The organism is Nonomuraea sp. NPDC050328 (assembly GCF_044459405.1).
In the GTDB taxonomy this organism is placed as follows: Bacteria; Actinomycetota; Actinomycetes; order Streptosporangiales; family Streptosporangiaceae; genus Nonomuraea.
Genome location: NZ_JBITIW010000009.1, coordinates 1 through 18,533 on the forward strand (window position 1 = coordinate 1; position 18,533 = coordinate 18,533).

The following is an 18,533-nucleotide window of genomic DNA, read 5'->3' on the forward strand; positions in this document are numbered from 1 at the left end:
TGGTCGATGGCAATCGATCACATGCCTCAGGGGACTGCTAATGCGGTTTGGGTTTACCGCCCATCCGGGGTTCAAATCCCCGAGCCTCCGCAGGACAGAGGCCCTCTCCTTCATTGAAGGGGAGGGCCTTTTTGATGTCTGAGAAGTGGCGTGGTTGCAGACCCAGTTGCCATGGCCCCGGCTGCAGAAGCGGTGGGCGAACCCGCTGCCGAAAACCAGCCAGGTCGTGAAAGTCAGTGCCCCTGGCGTAGTGGTAGAGGGAGTTGGCTTCCCTTCCGGGAGGGGGCTAACGGGTCTGCTATCCGGAGCTGCCGGTTGCCTCGGCAAGCGCTTCGGTCGCCCGCCGAAGGAGCCACGGCCGCCCGGACGGTAAGGCCACCCGGCGGCCAGGTTCGGGCACCCTACGTTGGAGGGTCTATTGCTCTTCGATCTCGATCACCTTGGCCTTGAGCGTGCTTCCGGATGATGGCGTGCTCGCGAACTCCTCTTCCTGGCGGGTGACGTCAGTGCCCTGAACTGTGAAGGTATTGATGATCGGGTCGTCAGCTCCGGTCACCTTGTAGGTCACCTGGTAGGCGACGTCCGGGTCCAACTCGGGACCGTCGTAGCCGACCTTGATCGAGTAGGTGACGTTGCAGCCGGCGCTCCCGAAGCACTGCTTCTTGAGGGTTTTCACCCGCAACTCGAACTGGGTGGGCTCCGGGGCCTGGGCCGGAGTCTCTGGCTGGCTCGTGCCGGACGCTGCCGCACGCGAGGGCGCGACCGGCCCTGCGGCGTCAGGTCGGGTGATGGTTGTCGTGGAGGGGGCAGTGCAGCCAGCCATGAAGGCGACGGCGAGCATGAGGGTGGGGATCTGCAGGGGGCGCATGCTGGCTCCTTGATGTGTTCTGAGTACGGAGCGTGAGCCACGACGCCTGCGGGCCGCTTACGTGCACCTTTCCGAGCGGACAAGCCGGGCAATTGGGGTGACCTGCGGGGAAAGGCCGGGCTGGGCGAGACTGACGAGAATCGTGGAAGGCGGATTGCACTGCTACCTGGTTCGGTGCCGCGAGGGACACTGTTCGCAGAGCTTTCTTGTTTCTGAACGCCGTGGCTGAGAGCGTCCGCGCCGGTCGTCTCGCGCTCGCTAATCCTCGGGCCGGAGGCCGCGTCGTGCGGTTCGCAGCCTGCTCGGCCGGAATGTGGCACGGTCACGGTTCATGAGGCGTCCGATCTGATGATTTTGGTCAGCGACAGCACTACGGGGTCCCGCTTCTGCGAACAGTGGGGCGGCCGGTGGAAGCTTTGGCCGCCTCACGGGCCGACGGAACCCTCACGCCTCCACGCACCGACCGGTTCTGGGCACTGGGCCTCGCCGGTCCGATGTCGTGTCCAAGGCCCCGGCCTCCGAAGTGAGGCTCACCTCGGAGCCTGGCACGTTGGACGTCGTGGAGCGGTTCGCTTCGCCGGCGGATGGCTGCCGTGTTTACGCCGATCTCGCCCGAGTGTGATTCGCCTAAGCCAGTCGCAGCGGGTCGCTTGTCCGGTGTTGGAAGCCTCGAGCCTCCGCAGAGCAGAGGCCCTCTCCTTCGTCCGAAGGAGAGGGCCTTCTTGCCGTCCGGAACCGGGTGGAGTCAGCCGATCTGGTGGTTGGTCCAGCGCTGGGATGGGGTTGAGGTGTTGCAGGGGGCGAGGACGAGTGGGGTGCCGCCGCTGGTTCCGCCGCCGCTGGACTGGATGCACTGGTTGGTGCCCACGCCGGCCTTGATCTGGTAGGTGACGCCGGTGATCAAGGGGAAGGTCCACTTCTGGGAGGCGGCGCCGGTGCACGGGAGTTGGACGATGGCCGTGCCGGGGGTGGCGGAGCCGCCCAGCGTGGACAGGCATTTGCGGCTGTGGACGGAGGAGATGGTGAACGCGCCGCCGCCGGCGTCGGCGATGCGCCAGCGCTGGTTGCGGACGCTGTTCTGCGGCCACTGCACGATGGGGGCGTTGTCGGCGCCGGAGAAGGAGTAGAGGTCGAGGGCCTGGTTGGGGCCGGTGGAGTCGACGACGTCGTTGGTGAAGACGGAGGTGGTGCCGGCCTCGACGGTGCCGGCGGTGGCGCCGCCGACGGGGTCGGTCAGCACGATGAGGTTGGGGGACCAGGCGGTGGTCCGGGTGACGCCGCCCTGGGTGACGTGCTCGCGGAAGGTGTAGTAGGCACTGCTGTTGGCCGGCAGGCCGGTGACGCGGATGGACTGCTTCCAGGTGGGGACGGTCGCGATGGTGACGCCGTCACGGGCGAGCTCGACCTGGTGGGTGATGCCGCTGCCGTACGTCTTGGTGCTGGGGGTGTAGGTGAAGACGATCTCGGTGCCTTCGACGTCCACGGCCTGGAGCACCTGCGGGGTGAGGGGCGGGATGGTCGTCATCGTGGGTACGGCGGAGCCGTGCTCGATGTACTTGCTGTCCTTGGCGGCGTTCCAGCGGGTGTTGAGGTAGGTGCCCACGGGGACGACGCCGAAGTAGTCGTCCTTGCCGCAGTCCATGAGGCGGACGGCGAGCGGGTCGGGGCAGACGACGGTGGAGCCGCCCTGGCAGACGGCCTCGTTGGTGTCGCTGCAGTGGCCGACGGCGACGTAGTTGGGGGCGTTCGGCATGACGCCGCCGAGGGCGTGGGCGAGTTCGTGGGTCATCTCGTGACCGGTGGCGCAGTGCGGGGCGAGGCTGACCCACGAGGGGTACAGGTTGTGGCGGTTGGTGACGCCGGCGGAGTCGTCGTCGGCGATGTCGTCGTGGGTCACTGCTCCGCCGCAGTTGGTGGCGCTCTCGAAGTAGCCGATGTAGATGCGGTCGGAGGCGGTGTAGCCGAGCGCCTTCAGGGCTCCGACGCCGTCGTTGGAGGTGCCGCTCGGGATCACGCGCACGTCGATGTCGAGGTCGCAGCCGGTGGAGCCGGTGGTGGCGTAGCGGATCCAGCGCTCGGCGCCGTCGCGGCGGGCGCTGTCGTTGACGTTCTGCTGGGTGACCCAGGCGGCGGCGCGGATGAGGGGTTCGGCCTCGTCGTAGCGGTAGTTGTCCGCCTCGTAGGCATAGACGAACTTGACGCGGTGGCCGCTGGAGCCGTCGCCCACGCAGGTGACCTGCGGGACGATCGGCACCGTCGAGGTGGCGGTGGCGGGCACGGCAGACGTGAGGCCGAGCAGGACGAGTGCCGGTAAGACGAGGGTGAGCGTGCGGGCCCAGACCCCTCCGCGGCTACGGGTGATGAATGGCATCGGACAATGACCTCCCCGTTGCTTCCGGAATTCCGCGCATGCCGAATACGGCTCGGGAGAATGGGATTCGGCTGGCGGTCGGCCGGAACTGGCTTGTCGGTCCCCACCCTAAGCAGAAAAGTATGTTCCGTGGAATGTATCGAATGTCACAGTAAAGAAAACTTACTGAAGGGAATTGGAGAACATATTCCAGGGTGGATGTCAACTCATTTTCTGGCGCAGAGGGTTTGTTCGGGGTGGCCGATAAGTGGTTCTGCTGCCGGGTTTAATTGGCTGGTCGGACGTCTTCGCAGGTGGCCGGGGGATAGCAGGGTGATATAGGGAAACGGGTGCTACTTGAACGGCCATTTCCGGTGCAGGGTGGGGGCACTGTATGGCTGAGAGGAACCACGAATGCACAGCGTGTTCAAATCCCTTGCTCTCGCGCTGTTACCCGTCCTGGTGATGGTCCCTCCGCCCATGCCACCCGCCCTTGCGGGGCCCCAGGAGAGCTTCACCCTCGCCAAGACCGTCGAGGGCGCGCACGGCCTGCAGTACCTCAGCTACGAACGCGAGTACGCCGGGCTCCCGGTGTACGGCGGCGACGTAGTGGTCAACACCGACGGCGCCACCGTCCTCGACGTGGTCACCGGCCAGCGCGGCACCATCACCGTCGGCACCGACCCCACCCTGTCCGCCGCCGATGCACTCACCAGGGCCAAGACGCAGGTGGCCAGTGTCGAGGAGGTCGCCGAGCCGGTCCTCGCGGTGCACGCCGCCACCCTCACCCCACGCCTGGCCTGGGACGTCACCGTCACCGGTCGCACCAGGGACGGCAAGCCGACCGCCTTACGGGTCTTCGTCGACGCCGAGGACGGGAGCATCGTCGACGTCATCCAGAACGTCAGAAACCTCCAGGTCGAGGCCGAAGGCGAACACAACGGCCGCGTCCTCATCGACGTGACCGGCACCCCCGAGGACTACACCCTCGTCGACCCCACCCGTCCCGGCGTCGCCTGCGGCGGCCAGGACGGCCGGCCGTACCGCATCCTCCCCGAGCAGCCGCCCGCCCTCGTCCGCGCCTGCGTCGACGTCATGTACGGCCAGCAGCGCCAATGGGACATGTTGCGCACCTGGCTCGGCCGACACGGCATCGACGGCCAGGGCCGCGGCTTCCCGGGACGGGTCGGCTTCGTCGCCCCCGGCGCCTGGTGGGCCACCAAGTACGCGCTGTTCGGCGCCAACACCGACGGCACCTTTCAGATGACCTCGATGGACGTCGTCGCCCACGAGTACGGCCACGCCATCTTCCAGACCACCCCCGGCGGCCCCGGCAGCGGCGAGGAGACCGCCGCGCTCAACGAGTCCACGGGCGACATCTTCGGCGCTCTCACCGAGCACTACGCCGGCAACCCGGTCGACCCGCCCGACTACGAGGTCGGCGAGAAGGTGGACTTCGAGGGCAAGGGGCCGCTGCGCTACATGTACGACCCGTCCAAGGCCGGCGACCCCAACTGCTACACCGGCGAGCACCCGGAGCCGCACGCCGGGGCCGGGGTGCAGAACCACTGGTTCTACCTGCTGGCCGAGGGCACCAACCCGCCCGGCAAGCCGGCCAGCCCGGTCTGCCAGGGGCGGCCGAGCTTGAACGGCATCGGCATCCAGAACGCCGGCAAGATCTACATGGCCGCGCTCAACATGAAGACGCTGCCGTGGACGCACCAAAAGGCCAGGGCGGCGACGATCCAGGCGGCCCGCGCCCTGTTCCCGCAGAACTGCTCCATGATCTCGGCGGTGCAGGACGCGTGGAACGCGGTGAGCGTCCCGGCCGCGGCGGGCGAGCCGGCCTGCTTCGACCTGTGGCTCGAACCCGCCTCGCGCAGCGTCGAGCAGGGCGCGGTCGCGGTCGCCCGGGTCGACACCTCCACCACCTCAACCCCGGCCCCGGCTGTGCTCCTGTCGGCGGGGGCGTTGCCGCCAGGTGTGAGCGCGGCGCTCTCGCCTTCGACCGTGCAGGGCGGGCAGTCGGCGACGCTGACGTTAGCCACCTCTGCCGCGACTCCGGCGGGGACGCACGTCATCGAGGTGCGGGCCGTCTCGGGGGCGATCACCCGGACCAGGACCTTCAGCCTCACCGTGACCGTGCCGCAGGGGCCGTCCGCCTGGGTGCCGTGGAAGCGGTACTCGGTGGGCGACCAGGTCACCTATCGGAGCACCGTGTACACCTGCCGCATCGCGCACACCTCGCAGCCGGACTGGGTGCCGCCTGCCGTACCGGCTCTGTGGAGACGATGACCTTTCAGGGGTTACGACTCGCCGGATACGCGGGCCGTGCCCAGGGTCGCTGCGGTGATCACCCGTGCGGCGGTCGAGGTGGATGAGCTGGAGGTCAGCTCGGAGAGCGTCGCACGGTTGAGGGCGTGGACGGTGAACTCGTAGGTGTTGACCGTGCGTGGCGAGCAGGGGCCCTGGTAGCCGTACAGGCTGGCGCTGCCTCGGTAATACACCTGCCGTGCCCCCGCGGGGACGGATGGGCGGTAGGTGTGGTCGACGTTCTGCGGCAGGGACGTGACGCCGGCGGGAATGTCGTAGATGACCCAGTGGATGAGCTGGGAATTGTCGAGGTCGCGCATGACGACGGCGTAACTGCGGGCGCCGGTGGGGGCGCCTGACCAGGACAATGGAACGGATTCGTTCTTTTGGCGGGGGTCGTTGGTGCCGCTGCTAGTGCATTCGTGCACCTTCGGTATTAACCCGCCGGGGGCGAAGGCGCTGCTGGTCACGGTGAATGCTGCGGACGGGCTTGCGGCTGATCCGGCGAGAAGTGCGGTCAGCACGAAGTGCTTGACGGCCATCAGGCCTCCTGAACGGTTTTCGTCTGCTCGTTTCTGCTGGAGGTCCTCTAATGGCACCGTACGAAGCGGTCCTTTTGTCGGCTACCGTTCACTTCTCCATAACATCGGCTTATCCCTGTTGGTGGTGGCGGGGGATTGCCAGAGGTAGGCGTCGAAGTCCATCACCATGCCGTGGAGGTCGGTGCCCGCGCTGGGGCGGGCCTCGGCCATCAGGCGGTGCTTGGTGGTGAGGAACGGGGGCTTCAGTCTGCCGCCGGGGTTCCCCAGCGCAGGGGGTCAGGAGGGCTTCTTGCCCATGGTCATGGCCAGGGCGACGCCGAAGCAGACGGCCAGCGAGATGCCCAGGGCCAGGTTGCCGAGGGCCAGGCCGACGGCGATGCCGATGGCGAGTCCGGCGGGGAGGCCGACGGTCCAGTTGGGGGTGGTGTCGTTGTTCGTCATGGTTAGATCATCGGCCCGAACACAGGGGCCGAGGTAGACGCCGCTGTCACGGGGTGCGGATGACAGAAGTCATGTCAGGGGGCGGTGCTGTTCACCAGACCGGCGGCGTGGAGCGCTTCCTCGGGGGTGGCGTACACGGTGAGCCGCGGCAGGACACCGGTGATCTCCAGGACCCGGGCGGCACGCGGGTGGAGGTCGGCGAGGAGCAGGGGGCAGCCGCTACGCCGCGCGAGCTCGTGCAGGCGGAGCAGGAGCTGCAGACCGGAGCTGTCCATGAAGGTCATGCCGCCGAGATCGAGGACGAGCGGCCGGGTCAAGTCGGGGTGGACCTCGGCGCGGTAGGCCTCGAGGAGCTGAGCGTTGGTGGAGTCGAGCTCACCGGTCACCGTGATCATGGTGCCGCCGGTGAACTGCGAGCAGCTCAGGAGCAACGGGGTCATCGGGCGTCCGCCACCTCGCCCCGAGCTCGTGGGAAAGACACTGGACACGCACCCCCGGACGATCCGCTGACTACCGAAGGACAATACCTGAAATATAGTTCAACCAATGGCTGCTGCATAAGGCTACGCCCCCGCAGACATGAGAGTGTGAGTCGCCGTGCGCCGAGATGACCCGGAAACACCGACGTGGACGTTCCTCACGCACCATGCCCGGGTGCTTCTGGAGATCGCTCGAGATCCGGAGGTCCGGCTGCGTGACATCGCCGCGAGCATCGGGGTGACCGAGCGGACCGTGCAGGGGATCGTCAACGACCTGCACGAAGCCGGTTATCTGACGCGGGAGCGCGTGGGGCGCCGCAATCGGTACGGGCTCAACCCGGACCTGAGTTTCCGCTATCCGACGGAGGCGGGGACGCCGGTGCGGCACTTGATCGAGATCTTCGCCGACCGGCACCTGGCCGGTGAACGCTGACCGTCAGCCGCGGAGCCGTGGGTGGTCCGGGCAGAGGAGCCGGGCGGCGGGGTCCTGTTCGATGTCCCGGGTGAGCTGGGCGCAGACGAGGTAGAGCCAGTCGACATCCACGTCGCTGGGCGGGGCGGCTCGCAGGGCCGTGACTTCGGTACGGCTCAGCGAGGCCACGCGGCGCACGTCGTCGCACTCTTTGGGCTTCGCCGCCCAGGCGGCGCGGAAGTCCGGGCGGCCGTCGGTGACCCGTACGGTGACCCGCCGGGGCGAGCACTCCACGACCACGGTGTACGAGGGCGGCGGTGCGAGGTCGTCGAGGGTGTAGGCGTCCTTGCGCACGACGGTGCGCCAAAAGCCGCGGAAGGGATGGTCCGGGCACAACCGCAGCGCGGCGGCGAGGGAGTCGGGCGGGGGCGGCCGCCGTTCGCCGGTGGCGGTTTCGAACTCCTCCAGCGTGTCGGTGCTCCCGCAGCGGGCGTAGAGCTCGCCCAGCGTCTCCAGGTGGTTGCCCTGCCAGGGGTGGCCGCCGGTGTAGGCGTAGAACTCGAAGGGAGAGATCGGCACGCCCAGGTGGCTGAGCTCGTTACAGTCCGTGGCCCCGGCCTCCCACAGCGCCGTGAAGTCCGGCCGGCCGGCGCGGTCGAGGGACAGCTCGAAGGTCTCGTCGCAGTCCAGGGAGATCGTCGGTGGCGCGGTGAGCGACGTGGTCATCGCGGTCGGGGTGGCGATGGCTCGCGGCTGCGCGGTGGCGCAGCCGGACAGGACGGCGACCACGGCGCCCGCCGCCAGGACCACTCGCAGGAGATGTCGCACGAGATCTCGCCTCCGGTGGCCGATCTTATGGTGAGATTCGCGTATGTGGCGGGCCTTGATCGCCTTCGTGCTGATTTTCCTGTTCTGCGGCTGGTTCACCGCGCTCGCGGTCGCCGCCGAGACGGTCGATCTCTCCACGCGCGAACAGACGGCGCTGCAGTATGGCGCGGCCGACGCGGTGGTCGCAGACCGCGGCAGCGTGGGCGCGGAGCCGAAAATGCGGCCCTTCCTCACCGCCGCTCAGGTCACCGCGCTGCTGCCTGAGGGCAGCCGGGTGATGTGGCTGGACAGCCGGACATGGGACGGCGAGATGGTGATCGACATGCGAGATCGGCTGACCCGCGGCATGTTCACCCTGGTGAGCGGCCGGTTTCCGGAGAAGGAGGGGGAGGCGGTCGTCCAGGAGGGCGTCGGGCCGGAGGTGCTGGAGCGGGCCAGGGAGCAGTGGACGGTCGTGGGCACGATGGCGGCCGTCGAGCGGTCCTGGTATCCGCAGGTGGTGGTCCTCGGGTGGTTGCCCACGGAGCCGGACGAGATGGACTGGCTGGTGGAGGCGGGACCCGCCGGGATCGGGCCGGACGTGGTGCGACGGCTCGAACAGGCCGGACTGGACGTGCGGACCCGGGCGGCGCTCCTGGCCGATGACGAGGGGCTCGAATGGCGGGCGCTGCCCTCACCCGGGTTCCTGGGCGGGGCGCTGGTGTTGTTCGTCGCCGTACTCGTGCTCCAGCCGCACGCGTCGGGCCGAAAGGGGCGGGTCTGGGTGGTGCGCGGGATGGTCTGTGCCGCGGTGCCGCTCGGGGTGGGGGCGGGGATCGCGGTGGCCGCGTGGGGGCCGGTCGGGTGGCTGGCGGGGTCGGAGCAGACGCCGGGGGCGTTCGACGTGCCGGTCCCGCAGGTGCTGACGGTCGCCGCGGTGTCCTTCCTGGTCGCCCTCCTGGTCCTGTTGCCGACCTACCGACGTGTCACGGAGTGAGGGCCTGTTCGAACACCGCGGTCAGGCGGTCCACCTCGGCGGTGCTGGGGACGTGTGGGCCGACCATGCGGCGGACCGTCCCGATGCCGAGGAAGATCGCGGTGACCAGCCGGGCGCGCTCCACCGCGTGAGCCCCGCCGAGGTGCCGCGCCAGCGGCTCCATGATCGCGTTGCGCAGCCGCTCGCGGATGATCGCCTGCACCTCGGGGTGTCCGGCCGAGCGTTCGAGTGAGCGCAGGATCGGGCTCTCGGGCTCCAGGTGCATCCGGGTGGCCGCGTACTCCGCCACCCGGCGGGACAGCGTGGCGGGGTCGCCGCCGAAGACCCGGCGGATGCCCGGTTCGCCCATGACGACCTCGCCGAACAGTTCGGCCTTGGAGCCGAAGTAGCGGGCCACGAGGGCGACGTTAGCGTCCGCGGCGGTGGCGATCATCCGGACGGTGACCTGCTCGTAGCCGTGCTCGGCGAAGAGCGTGCGGGCGGCGTCGAGCAGGCGCTGCCGCGTCGCCTCGCGGTCACGTGTCTTCACCGGCCCATTCTATCTGGATGTAAACGGGCGTATACTTAGCTGCTCTAACCATTTGTCCGAGGATGAGGGGCTTAGTGGAGACCCGGACCGAGCAGCAGTCAGACCAGCAGTCCGAACAGCGGCACTACACCCACCGGCAGATCCTGGAGATCCTCTCCGGGCTCATGATCGCCATGCTGACGTCGATGATCTCGATGTCCGTGGTGGGCACCGCGCTGCCGACCATCGTCGGTGAGCTCGGCGGCCAGGATCAGTACTCGTGGGTGGCGACCGCCAGCATGCTCACGATGACGGTCTCGACGCCGCTCTGGGGCAAGCTGTCCGACCTGTACGGCCGCAAGCTGCTCTTCCAGATCTCCATGGCGATCTTCGTGCTCTCCTCGATCGCCGCCGGGCTGTCGCAGGACATGGGCCAGCTCATCGCGGCGCGTGCCGTACAGGGGCTGGGTGTCGGCGGGCTCGGCGCGCTCGCGCAGGTCATCCTGGCCGACATCGTGCCCCCGCGCGAGCGGGGCCGCTACTCGGGGTACATGGGCGCGGTCTTCGGCATCTCGACCGTCGCCGGGCCGCTGATCGGCGGCTTCATCGTCGACACCGACTGGCTCGGCTGGCGCTGGTGCTTCTACGTCTGCGTGCCGTTCGCGCTGGTCTCCTTCGTGGTGATCCAGAAGGTGCTGCGCATCCCGCGGATCCGCCGGGACGCCAGCATCGACATCTGGGGCGCCTTCACCATCACGGCCAGCGCCAGCGCGCTGATGCTGCTGCTGTCCTTCGGCGGCCACGAGTTCGAGTGGAACTCGCCCTGGACCTACATCCTCGGCGCGGTGACCGTGGTCATGCTGCTGCTCGCCGTCGTGGCCGAGCGGCGGGCCAAGGAGCCGATCCTGCCGCCGCGGCTGTTCGGGAACCGGACCTTCGTGCTCACCAGCCTCGCCTCGCTCTTCGTCGGCGTCGCGCTCTTCGGGGCGATGATCTTCCTGCCGCAGTACCTGCAGATCGTCAAGGGCATGAGCCCCACGGCCTCCGGTCTGATGACGCTGCCCATGGTCATCGCGATGTTCCTGTCCGGCGTCATCTCCGGGAAGGTCGTCACTTCGACCGGGCGGTGGAAACTCTTCCCGGTCGTCGGCCTGGTGCTGGTCGCCGTGGCGCTCTATCTGCTGTCGCGGCTGCAGGTCGACTCCTCGCCCTGGCTGATCGGGCTCGACGTCGGCATCCTCGGTGTCGGACTCGGCCTGACCATGCAGATGCTCATCCTCGCCGCCCAGAACGGCTCCGAGCTGCGCGACCTGGCGGCCACCACCTCGGGCGTCTCCTTCTTCCGTTCGCTCGGCGGCGCGGTCGGCGTGGCCGCCTTCGGTGCGATCCTCACCAACCGGCTGAAGGACGAGCTGCTGTCACGGCTGCCCGCCGGGGCCGGTGGCGGGGCGGCCAATCTGCAGCTCGGCAGCCCCGAGGCCATCCAGCGGCTGCCGGAGCCGATCCGCGGCGTGATCCTGGAGTCCTTCACCCGGGCGCTGGAGACCGTCTTCCTGGTCGGCGTCCCGATCGCCGTGCTCGGCTTCCTGGCCGTCCTCTTCCTGAAGGAGTTGCCCCTGAGAGGGCGCTGACCCTGACAGGCGGCGGTCGCGGGGTTACCGTGGAGATGTCGACTCGGAGTGCGCCAGTCGATTGGAGAAGGCCATGCCCAACGACCCGGACCACGTCCTCGACGCCATCGACGGCGCCGTAGAGGACTGGGAGACAGTGAGCGCGGACGCCATGCGGTGGGCTCCTCCCGAGGAGAAACCGGCGCCGCCGTCACCCGCCGGCGACCTGCTGAAGGACCTCGGCGAGATCTTCGCCCCGCTCACGGCCGTCTTCAGGACGCTGGGCGCCACGGTCCTGGAGGCGCCGCCGGTGCGGCGGTTCATCGAGCTGGTGGAGGAGCCGCTGTCCGCCGAGCCCGCCCTCGAGGTGGACGAGGAGCAGACCAGTTGCCACTGCCTGTGCTTCCGGCACGCCGACCGCCCGGGCATCTGCACCGGCCAGGTCGACGGCAGGCTGGCCGGCGTGCAGATGTGCGAACCCTGCCTGGACGCGGCCGCCGAGCCGGCCACCCGCCTCGCGCATAAGGAGTAGCGGCCCTCAGGGGGCTCTCAGGGTCGTCTAGGGGACGGCACCGGATGTCCGGGCGGGCCTGACGCGGGACCCTCGGAGTATGCCGGTCTTCGTGTCCTTCGCCAAGAGATGCTTCCCGCTGGCCGCCATCGGCGGCGCCGCGGTGGCGGCGCTCGCGCAGCTCGCCTCCGCCCCCGATCTCGGGTGGATGGACGAGTACTCGGCGGCGAGCTGGGTGCTGGCCGTGCTGGGCGTGGGTTCTTTCGCCCTGGTCGGCGGGCTGAAGCAGGCCGGGGCGCCGATCCAGGGCGCGCCGGAGCGGTTGCTCCTCGGCTGGAGCGGCGCGCTGGTGCTGGCCGCGGTGAGCCCGGTGACCGAGCTGGCGCTGGCGGCCGAGGCGGCGGCCTTCGTGAGCCTGCTGGTGGCCGCGGTGCTGATGGTCCCCAGGCTGGCCGCCGACGAGACCTGGCGCGCGGTGGCGAGGCCGGTGGAGTGGCTGGCGCTGGCGGCCGGATTCGGCCTGCTGGCCCTGACCTACGTGGCCCTTCCGGGTGAGCAGGTGCTGATCGGGCTGGTGGAGCGACTGCTGCTCGGAGCCGAGGTGGCCTTGGTCGCGGTGCTCGCCGGGTGGCTGGTGAGGCTGACGCGACCCCTGTCGGTTTCTTGACATCTGGCGTTCGACAGTCAATTGCTGTGATTTATGGTGCTATTCTCTGCCGCGATCTTCTATCCGGGAGCAGGGTATGGCATCGGGCAGATCCATCAGGTTCAAGATCACAGTTCTGCTCGTCCTCCCCCTCGTCTCCCTCGTCGTGCTCTGGATCTTCGCGGCGAGCGCGACCACGGGCGAGGCGCTCAACCTGCTGCGCGTCGAATCGGTCTGGCGCGGTCTCATCGACCCCTCCGACGGTCTCGTCTCGGCGCTCCAGAAGGAGCGGCTGGCTTCCGCCGAGCGCAAGAACCTGCCCGCGCGGCGCGCCGAGACCGAGAAGGCCCGCGCCACCCTCAGCCGGAGCGTCAAGGAGCTCGACGACCTCAGGCCGGAGACGCGGGAGCGGCTGGCCGACGTCTTCACCGCGCTCGACCGGCTGCCGGAGATCCGCCAGGGCGTCGACGAGCGCACCCTCGACCCGGCCGACATGGTCGCCCAGTACGCGACCGTCTCCGACGCCGTGCACACGCTCTACTCCACCGTCGCGCTCAGCACCGACCTGGAGCTCTACCGCCGAGCCAACGCCGTGATCGCCACCGACCAGGTGCGTGAGCTGCTCAGCCGCGAGCACGCCCTGGTCGTCGCCGCGGGCGCGCGGCTGAGCGACGCCGACCGGCGGGCGCTGGCCAAGCTCGACGGGTCGCGCACCTGGTTGCAGCGCCGGGCGTTCGGCGACCTCGACGAGGCGTTGCGCCTGCCGTACGACAAGGTGGACTTCGGGCCCTTCGACCGCGCGGTGACCACCCTCCTGGAGGAGCAGGCGCTGACCGCCGACACCTGGCGGCGCATCGCCGACCCGCTGGTCGAGGACTACACCAAGGCGGTCTGGGCGTCCAGCGACGTGCTGCTGAGCCGGATGGAGCCCGCCGGCCGGCTGATCATCGTGCGCGCGGGCCTGGCCGGCGTGCTGGGCCTGATCGCCGTGCTGGCCTCGCTCTTCCTGGCCCTGCGGATGGGCCGCCGGCTCACCCGCGAGCTGGCCGGGCTGCGCGCCGCCGCCATCGAACTGGCGTCGGTACGGCTGCCGCAGCTCGTCGCCCGGCTGAAGAAGGGCGAGCAGGCCGAGATCCTGCCCGTCTCCATCCCGACCGGCGGCACCACCGAGATCGCCGACGTCGCCGCCGCCTTCGAGAGCGTCCAGAACACCGCCGTCGACGCCGCGGTCGGCCAGGCCGAGCTGCGCGAGGGCATCGCCGAGGCGCTGCGCAACCTCGCCCGCCGCACCCAGGGGCTGGTGCAGCGCCAGCTCAAGCTCCTGGAGGACATGCAGGGACAGACCGAGGACCCGGACGCGCTGTCCAGGCTCTTCAAGCTCGACCACCTCACCACCCGGATGCGCCGGCACGCCGAGGGCCTGGTGCTGCTCTCCGGCGGCTCCGGCGGCCGAGTCTGGCGGCGTACGGTCGCCGTCGAGGAGGTCCTCACCGGCGCCGCGGCGCAGGTCGAGGAGTACACCCGGGTGCGCATCTACCCGATGCCCGAGATCGGGGTGGTCGGCGCGGCCGTGGCCGACCTGATGCACCTGTTCGCCGAGCTGGTGGAGAACGCCACCACCTTCTCCGCCAACGAGGTCTCGGTCCGGGGCGAGTGCGTGGGCCGCGGCTTCGTCATCGAGGTCGAGGACCGCGGCTTCGGGATGAGCCCGGAGGAGCGCGAGGAGGTCAACGCGCGCTTCGCCGGACCGGCCGACTTCGACCCCGCCAACTCCGAACGGCTGGGCTTCGCCGTCGTCGCCATGCTGGCGGCCCGGCACCGGGTGCAGGTGACGTTGAAGGCTTCGCCGTACGGGGGGACCACGGCGATCGTGTTGCTCCCCTCCGAGCTGGTCGAGCCGATGGCGCCGCCGCCGGAGCCCGACGGGGACCTGCTGCCGCGGCGCACCCGCAAGGCCGGTCTGGAATCCGTCCCGGCCGTCCGGGACACCGCCCCCGAGACCCCAGCCGTGCCGGCCGTCTCGGCCGTGCCCCTCGGCCTGGCGTCCGTCCCCGACGTGCCGGCCCCGAACCTGACGCCGGCCCCCAACCTGGCCCCGAACCTGACGCCGGTGCCGGACGGGGCGCCGGCGCCCGACCTGCCACGCCGCGTCCGGCCCGGCCGGCTCCAGCAGGGCCGCATCGAGGAGAAGGCATGAGCGAGCCGCACGAGTGGGTGGACGAGCCGGTCGTGCGGCCCTACGCGCTCACGCGCGGCCGCACCCGGCCCACCGCCGAACTGGACCTGCTGGCCACGGTCGCCCGCACCGGCCGGCCGGTGCCCGAGCGCGCCGAACTCGGCGTCTCGCACCGCCGCCTGCTGGCCGCGCTGGCCCTGCCGCGCCCGGTCGCCGAGCTCGCCTCGGAGCTGGGCCTGCCGGTCGGCGTCGCCCGCGTGCTGCTGGCCGACCTCATGGACCAGGACCTCGTGCAGGTACGGCAGGCCGCCCCCGCCTCGGCCATGGAAGGCCTGCTGCGCGAGGTGATCGACGGCCTGCGAGCGCTCTAGGAGGCCGTGGTGAGCGTCCGGAGCGAGTGCTCGACCAGCGCGATCAGCACCTCCTTGGCCGACGCGCGCCGCCGGACGTCGCACATCAGCACCGGCACGTGGTCCTCCAGGTCGAGCGCGATCTTCACGTCCTGGATGCTGTGCGTCGGCTCGCCGTCGAAGCAGTTGACCGCGACCACGAACGGCGTCCCGCGCTGCTCGAAGTAGTCGATCGAGGGGAAGCAGTCGGTCAGCCGCCGGGTGTCGGCGATCACGACCGCGCCGAGCGCCCCGTAGGACAGCTCGTCCCACATGAACCAGAACCGCTCCTGGCCGGGCGTGCCGAACAGGTACACCACCAGGCCCTCGCGGATGGTGATGCGGCCGAAGTCCATGGCGACCGTGGTCGTCGTCTTGCCCTCGACCCCGTCGAGGTCGTCCACCCCGATCCCGCGGTCGGACAGCACCTCCTCGGTCTTCAACGGCTTGATCTCGCTGATCGAGCCCACGAGGGTGGTCTTGCCCACGCCAAAGCCCCCGGCAATGAGGATCTTGAGCGCGACGGGGTCTTCAGAGAGCCCGGAGTCCATTGATCACTTCCTTGAGAATGCGCTCGCTCGAGCGCGGCCCCACCTGGGACGTCACCGTGAGGAGTCCGTGGTCACGCAGGTCGCCGAGCAGCACCCGGACGACGCCCACGGGCAGGTCTAGCTCGACGGCCAGGTCGGCCACCGAGATGGGCGAGCGTGAGGCGCGCAGGATCGCCTCGTGCTCCGGCCCCACGCCGGAGGCGGGCTCGCCCGTGGCCCTGACCATGGCGACCAGGTCCAGGGTCTCGCCCGCGGCCCGCGTCCGGCCCTTGGTCAGTGCGTAAGGCCGGACTATGGGCCCGGCCTCCTCGTCCATCCATTCGGTCACAGGTTCACCGCCCTCCGTGGATTGGTGGTGATGTGCTGGCCGACCCGCTTGACGAGCATCGCCATCTCGTAGGCGATGTGGCCGACGTCGGCGTCGCCGTCGGCCAGCACGGCCAGGCAGGTGCCCTGGCCGGCGGCGGTGACGAACAGGAAGGCGGAGTCCAGTTCGACGATGGTCTGCCGGACGTCGCCGCCGCCGAAGTGGCGTCCGGCGCCTCTGGCCAGGCTCTGGAACCCGGCCGCGAGCGCGGACAGGTGCTCGGCGTCCTCGCGGATCAGGCCCTTGGAGTAGCCGACCGCCAGGCCGTCCGTGGACAGGATCACCGCCTGCCGTACCGAGCCGACCCGGCTGGTCAGATCATCGAGAAGCCAGTTCAGCTCTCCCACGTTCGTCGGGTTCATGAGTCCCCCTCTTCCTGCCTGCCACGTTGGGTACCGCGCTGGAACGCGGAGAAAAGGTCCCGTACCTGCTCGGGAGAGCGTTCCGGTTCCGGCTCTGGGTCCGGCGCCCGGAGCTGGGGCGCCAGGTTCGCCTGCCGTACACGCCGGGGCAAACCGGCGTGGGAGTCGGCGCTGACGACGGCGATCGGCTTGCGAGGCGCCTCGGGCAGGGCCCGGGGCCGGTCGACGCGCTCCACCACCACCGGCTCCGCCGCGGGCTCCTCCGGCTCGGCGATGAGGCGGCTGGGCACGAGCACGATCGCAGTGGTCCCGCCGTACGGCGAGGCGCGCAGCACGACCTGCACCCCGTGCCGCTGGGCCAGGGTGGCGACCACGAACAGGCCGAGCCGGTCGCTGTCGGCCAGGTCGAACTCGGGCGGCTCGGCCAGCAACGCGTTGATCGCCGCGTACCGGTCGGTGGGCAGGCCGAGCCCGCGGTCCTCGACCTCGATCGCGTAGCCGTTGGCCACCGAGTCGCCGCCGATCCGCACGGCGGTGGACGGGGCGGAGTAGAGGGTGGCGTTCTCCACCAGCTCGGCGAGCAGGTGGGTGAGGTCGGCCGCGGCGGAGCCGTCGACGGCGGCGAGCGGCATCGACTCGACGTCCACGCGCGTGTAGTCCTCGACCTCGGCGACCGCGGCGCGGACGATGTCCAGCACCGGCACCGGCCGCCGCCAGATGCGGCCGGGGGTCGCCCCGGACAGCGTGATCAGGCCCTCGGCGTGCCGCCGCATGCGGGTGGTCAGGTGGTCCAGCCGGAAGAGCTCCTCCAGCCGGTCAGGATCGTGCGTACGGCGCTGCAAGCCGTCCAGGAGCCCGAGCTGGCGGTGCAGCAGCCCCTGCTTGCGCCGCGCGAGGTTGAGGAAGACCTGGGCGACGCCGCGCCGGATGGCCGCCTGGCCGACCGCCGCCTCGACCGCGGTGCGCTGCACCGAGGCGAAGGCCCGGCCCACGTCGATGATCTCGGTCGAGCCGCTCACGTTGAGGGTGCGGGTCTCGGCCTTGACGTCGACCTCCTCGCCCAGGCGCAACCGCTCGACCAGCCGCGGCAGCCGTACCTCGGCCAGTTCGAGGGCGTTGGTGCGCAGGTCGGCCAGCTCGCGCGACAGGCGGCGGCCGAAGCGGACGGAGATCACGATGGAGGCGAGCACGGCGAGCAGTCCCGCGCCGCCGGCGACGGCGATGCGGGTGGCGACGCCGGTCGCGGCGTCGGAGGTGCGCTGGGCCAGCAGCCGGGAGGAGGCCGCGCCGAGCTGGTCGAACTGCGCCATGGCCGCGTTGACCGCGGCGCCCCATTCGGGGGCGGGCGTCCCGCTCTCGCGCACCCGGGCCTCGACGATGGCGAAGTCGAGGAAGGTGCGGCTGCCGAAGGCCAGCTCGTACGGCTGGCGCAGCTCCAGGTCGAGCGCGGCCAGCGCGCGGGCCTGGAGGAACTTGCGGGTGGTGACGTACTCGGCCAGCGCCGCGACCTCGAGGGTGGTGAGCCGGCCGTCGAGGTGCGCCGCGCCCACCAGGGCCTGCTCGCGGGCGAGGAAGTCGCGCGCCTTGGCCATGGTCTGCAGCGCGGAGGCCTGCTGGAAGAGCGAGAGGTCGGGCAGCGCGATGAGCTGGTCGTAGACCGGGAAGAGCGCGTCGATCACCCGGTCGTACTCGGTCAGCCCGTCGAGCCGGGAGCGGAACCCGCTGTCCACGGTGTCACGGATGAACCCGAGCCGCCCGGTGTGCGTCGCGAGCTGGCCGAGCGCGGCCCGCAGGTCGGCGCCGACCAGGTCGCCGGCCTCGGCGACGGAGGCGTTGAGCTCGTTGATCGCCTGGTCGGTGCGGACGCGCTGGGCGCCGAGCTCGGCGGTGGGCTTGCGGGTGGTGAGCGCCTCGGCCGAGCGGCTGCGCTCGGCCTGGAGCTGCACGCCCAGCTCGGTGGAGGTGACACCGATGGTGTCGTAGAGGTCTTCGGCCCGCCGCAGCGCCTGCCCCTCGGACACGGTGAGGTTGAGTACGAATCCCCACAGCGCGCTGAGGGAAACGAGCGGCAGAAGCAGCAATAAGAAGATCTTTCGCCGAATCGACCGGTTTCTCGAGCTCATGTCCCAACCTCGGAGTCCTGGGCGCTCGTGCGAAGACACCTCCGGAAGATCGCACAGGAGACTAGCACTTTTGTACCTTCC

At 70.1% G+C, this 18,533-nt stretch carries 19 protein-coding genes; 8 read left to right on the forward strand and 11 right to left on the reverse strand.

The annotated features are described in order from the left end of the window. Nucleotides 1-415 precede the first annotated feature (415 nt). Nucleotides 416-868, reverse strand: coding sequence for a hypothetical protein (locus ACIBG7_RS29745; RefSeq protein WP_397338365.1), 453 nt, complete (start codon nt 866-868; stop codon nt 416-418). A gap of 745 nt (nt 869-1,613) precedes the next feature. Continuing rightward, complete coding sequence (locus tag ACIBG7_RS29750) at nt 1,614-3,239, reverse strand: RICIN domain-containing protein (protein WP_397338366.1); 1,626 nt, start codon at nt 3,237-3,239, stop codon at nt 1,614-1,616. A 459-nt stretch (nt 3,240-3,698) separates the two neighbouring features. On the opposite strand from ACIBG7_RS29750, the gene ACIBG7_RS29755 reads away from it, so the two are divergent. Then, entirely contained in the window at nt 3,699-5,513 is a 1,815-nt protein-coding gene (locus ACIBG7_RS29755) for a M4 family metallopeptidase (RefSeq protein WP_397338367.1), read from the forward strand. Nucleotides 5,514-5,524: 11 nt separating this feature from the next. On the opposite strand, the gene ACIBG7_RS29760 is transcribed toward ACIBG7_RS29755, so the two are convergent. From ACIBG7_RS29760 to ACIBG7_RS29770, 3 genes are all read right to left on the reverse strand, one after another. Continuing rightward, nucleotides 5,525-6,073, reverse strand: a complete 549-nt coding sequence (locus tag ACIBG7_RS29760; protein ID WP_397338368.1) for a YbhB/YbcL family Raf kinase inhibitor-like protein — start codon at nt 6,071-6,073, stop codon at nt 5,525-5,527. 276 nt (nt 6,074-6,349) lie between these two features. After that, nucleotides 6,350-6,514, reverse strand: a complete 165-nt coding sequence (locus tag ACIBG7_RS29765; protein ID WP_357919183.1) for a hypothetical protein — start codon at nt 6,512-6,514, stop codon at nt 6,350-6,352. A 74-nt stretch (nt 6,515-6,588) separates the two neighbouring features. Further along, entirely contained in the window at nt 6,589-6,954 is a 366-nt protein-coding gene (locus ACIBG7_RS29770; protein WP_357919186.1) for an STAS domain-containing protein, read from the reverse strand. Nucleotides 6,955-7,168: 214 nt separating this feature from the next. On the opposite strand from ACIBG7_RS29770, the gene ACIBG7_RS29775 reads away from it, so the two are divergent. Then, entirely contained in the window at nt 7,169-7,426 is a 258-nt protein-coding gene (locus ACIBG7_RS29775) for a helix-turn-helix domain-containing protein (protein ID WP_357919189.1), read from the forward strand. Between the two features lie 3 nt (nt 7,427-7,429). Here ACIBG7_RS29775 and ACIBG7_RS29780 read toward each other — a convergent pair whose 3' ends face one another. After that, the gene (locus ACIBG7_RS29780; RefSeq protein ID WP_397338369.1) at nt 7,430-8,233 is read right to left on the reverse strand and encodes a hypothetical protein; all 804 of its coding nucleotides are present in this window, start codon (nt 8,231-8,233) and stop codon (nt 7,430-7,432) included. A 43-nt stretch (nt 8,234-8,276) separates the two neighbouring features. Here ACIBG7_RS29780 and ACIBG7_RS29785 point away from each other — a divergent pair, with 43 nt between their 5' ends. Then, a complete protein-coding gene (locus tag ACIBG7_RS29785; protein ID WP_397338370.1) occupies nt 8,277-9,209 on the forward strand; it encodes a hypothetical protein in 933 nt (310 codons plus the stop codon). Here the strand turns inward: ACIBG7_RS29785 and ACIBG7_RS29790 are convergent. Then, on the reverse strand, nt 9,199-9,738 hold the full coding sequence (locus ACIBG7_RS29790; protein ID WP_397338371.1) for a TetR/AcrR family transcriptional regulator: 540 nt from the start codon (nt 9,736-9,738) through the stop codon (nt 9,199-9,201). The two genes, ACIBG7_RS29785 and ACIBG7_RS29790, sit on opposite strands and share 11 nt — an antisense overlap. A 74-nt stretch (nt 9,739-9,812) precedes the next feature. On the opposite strand from ACIBG7_RS29790, the gene ACIBG7_RS29795 reads away from it, so the two are divergent. The 5 genes from ACIBG7_RS29795 to ACIBG7_RS29815 all read left to right on the forward strand — a co-directional run bounded on the left by ACIBG7_RS29795 (nt 9,813) and on the right by ACIBG7_RS29815 (nt 15,031). Beyond that, nucleotides 9,813-11,348, forward strand: coding sequence for an MDR family MFS transporter (locus ACIBG7_RS29795; RefSeq protein WP_397338372.1), 1,536 nt, complete (start codon nt 9,813-9,815; stop codon nt 11,346-11,348). A 73-nt stretch (nt 11,349-11,421) separates the two neighbouring features. After that, complete coding sequence (locus tag ACIBG7_RS29800) at nt 11,422-11,859, forward strand: hypothetical protein (RefSeq protein WP_357919201.1); 438 nt, start codon at nt 11,422-11,424, stop codon at nt 11,857-11,859. Nucleotides 11,860-11,938: 79 nt separating this feature from the next. After that, nucleotides 11,939-12,505 carry a DUF998 domain-containing protein gene (locus ACIBG7_RS29805; protein ID WP_357919203.1) on the forward strand — a complete coding sequence of 189 codons (567 nt, stop codon included), beginning with the start codon at nt 11,939-11,941 and terminating at the stop codon, nt 12,503-12,505. 76 nt (nt 12,506-12,581) lie between these two features. Next, nucleotides 12,582-14,681 (forward strand): nitrate- and nitrite sensing domain-containing protein, encoded by a 2,100-nt coding sequence (locus ACIBG7_RS29810; protein ID WP_397338373.1) that lies wholly within the window; start codon nt 12,582-12,584, stop codon nt 14,679-14,681. Beyond that, nucleotides 14,678-15,031, forward strand: a complete 354-nt coding sequence (locus tag ACIBG7_RS29815) for a DUF742 domain-containing protein (RefSeq protein WP_357919208.1) — start codon at nt 14,678-14,680, stop codon at nt 15,029-15,031. Before ACIBG7_RS29810 ends, ACIBG7_RS29815 begins: the two co-directional genes overlap by 4 nt. Here ACIBG7_RS29815 and ACIBG7_RS29820 read toward each other — a convergent pair. From ACIBG7_RS29820 to ACIBG7_RS29835, 4 genes are read right to left on the reverse strand one after another with little or no spacing between them, the layout of a single operon-like run. Then, nucleotides 15,028-15,600 carry an ATP/GTP-binding protein gene (locus ACIBG7_RS29820; protein ID WP_357919211.1) on the reverse strand — a complete coding sequence of 191 codons (573 nt, stop codon included), beginning with the start codon at nt 15,598-15,600 and terminating at the stop codon, nt 15,028-15,030. The two genes, ACIBG7_RS29815 and ACIBG7_RS29820, sit on opposite strands and share 4 nt — an antisense overlap. After that, entirely contained in the window at nt 15,581-15,928 is a 348-nt protein-coding gene (locus tag ACIBG7_RS29825) for a DUF742 domain-containing protein (protein ID WP_397338374.1), read from the reverse strand. The genes ACIBG7_RS29820 and ACIBG7_RS29825 overlap by 20 nt, the downstream gene beginning before the upstream one ends. After that, the gene (locus ACIBG7_RS29830; protein WP_357919217.1) at nt 15,925-16,329 is read right to left on the reverse strand and encodes a roadblock/LC7 domain-containing protein; all 405 of its coding nucleotides are present in this window, start codon (nt 16,327-16,329) and stop codon (nt 15,925-15,927) included. The genes ACIBG7_RS29825 and ACIBG7_RS29830 overlap by 4 nt, the downstream gene beginning before the upstream one ends. Then, nucleotides 16,326-18,410 carry a nitrate- and nitrite sensing domain-containing protein gene (locus ACIBG7_RS29835; RefSeq protein ID WP_397338375.1) on the reverse strand — a complete coding sequence of 695 codons (2,085 nt, stop codon included), beginning with the start codon at nt 18,408-18,410 and terminating at the stop codon, nt 16,326-16,328. The genes ACIBG7_RS29830 and ACIBG7_RS29835 overlap by 4 nt, the downstream gene beginning before the upstream one ends. Nucleotides 18,411-18,533: the final 123 nt, after the last annotated feature.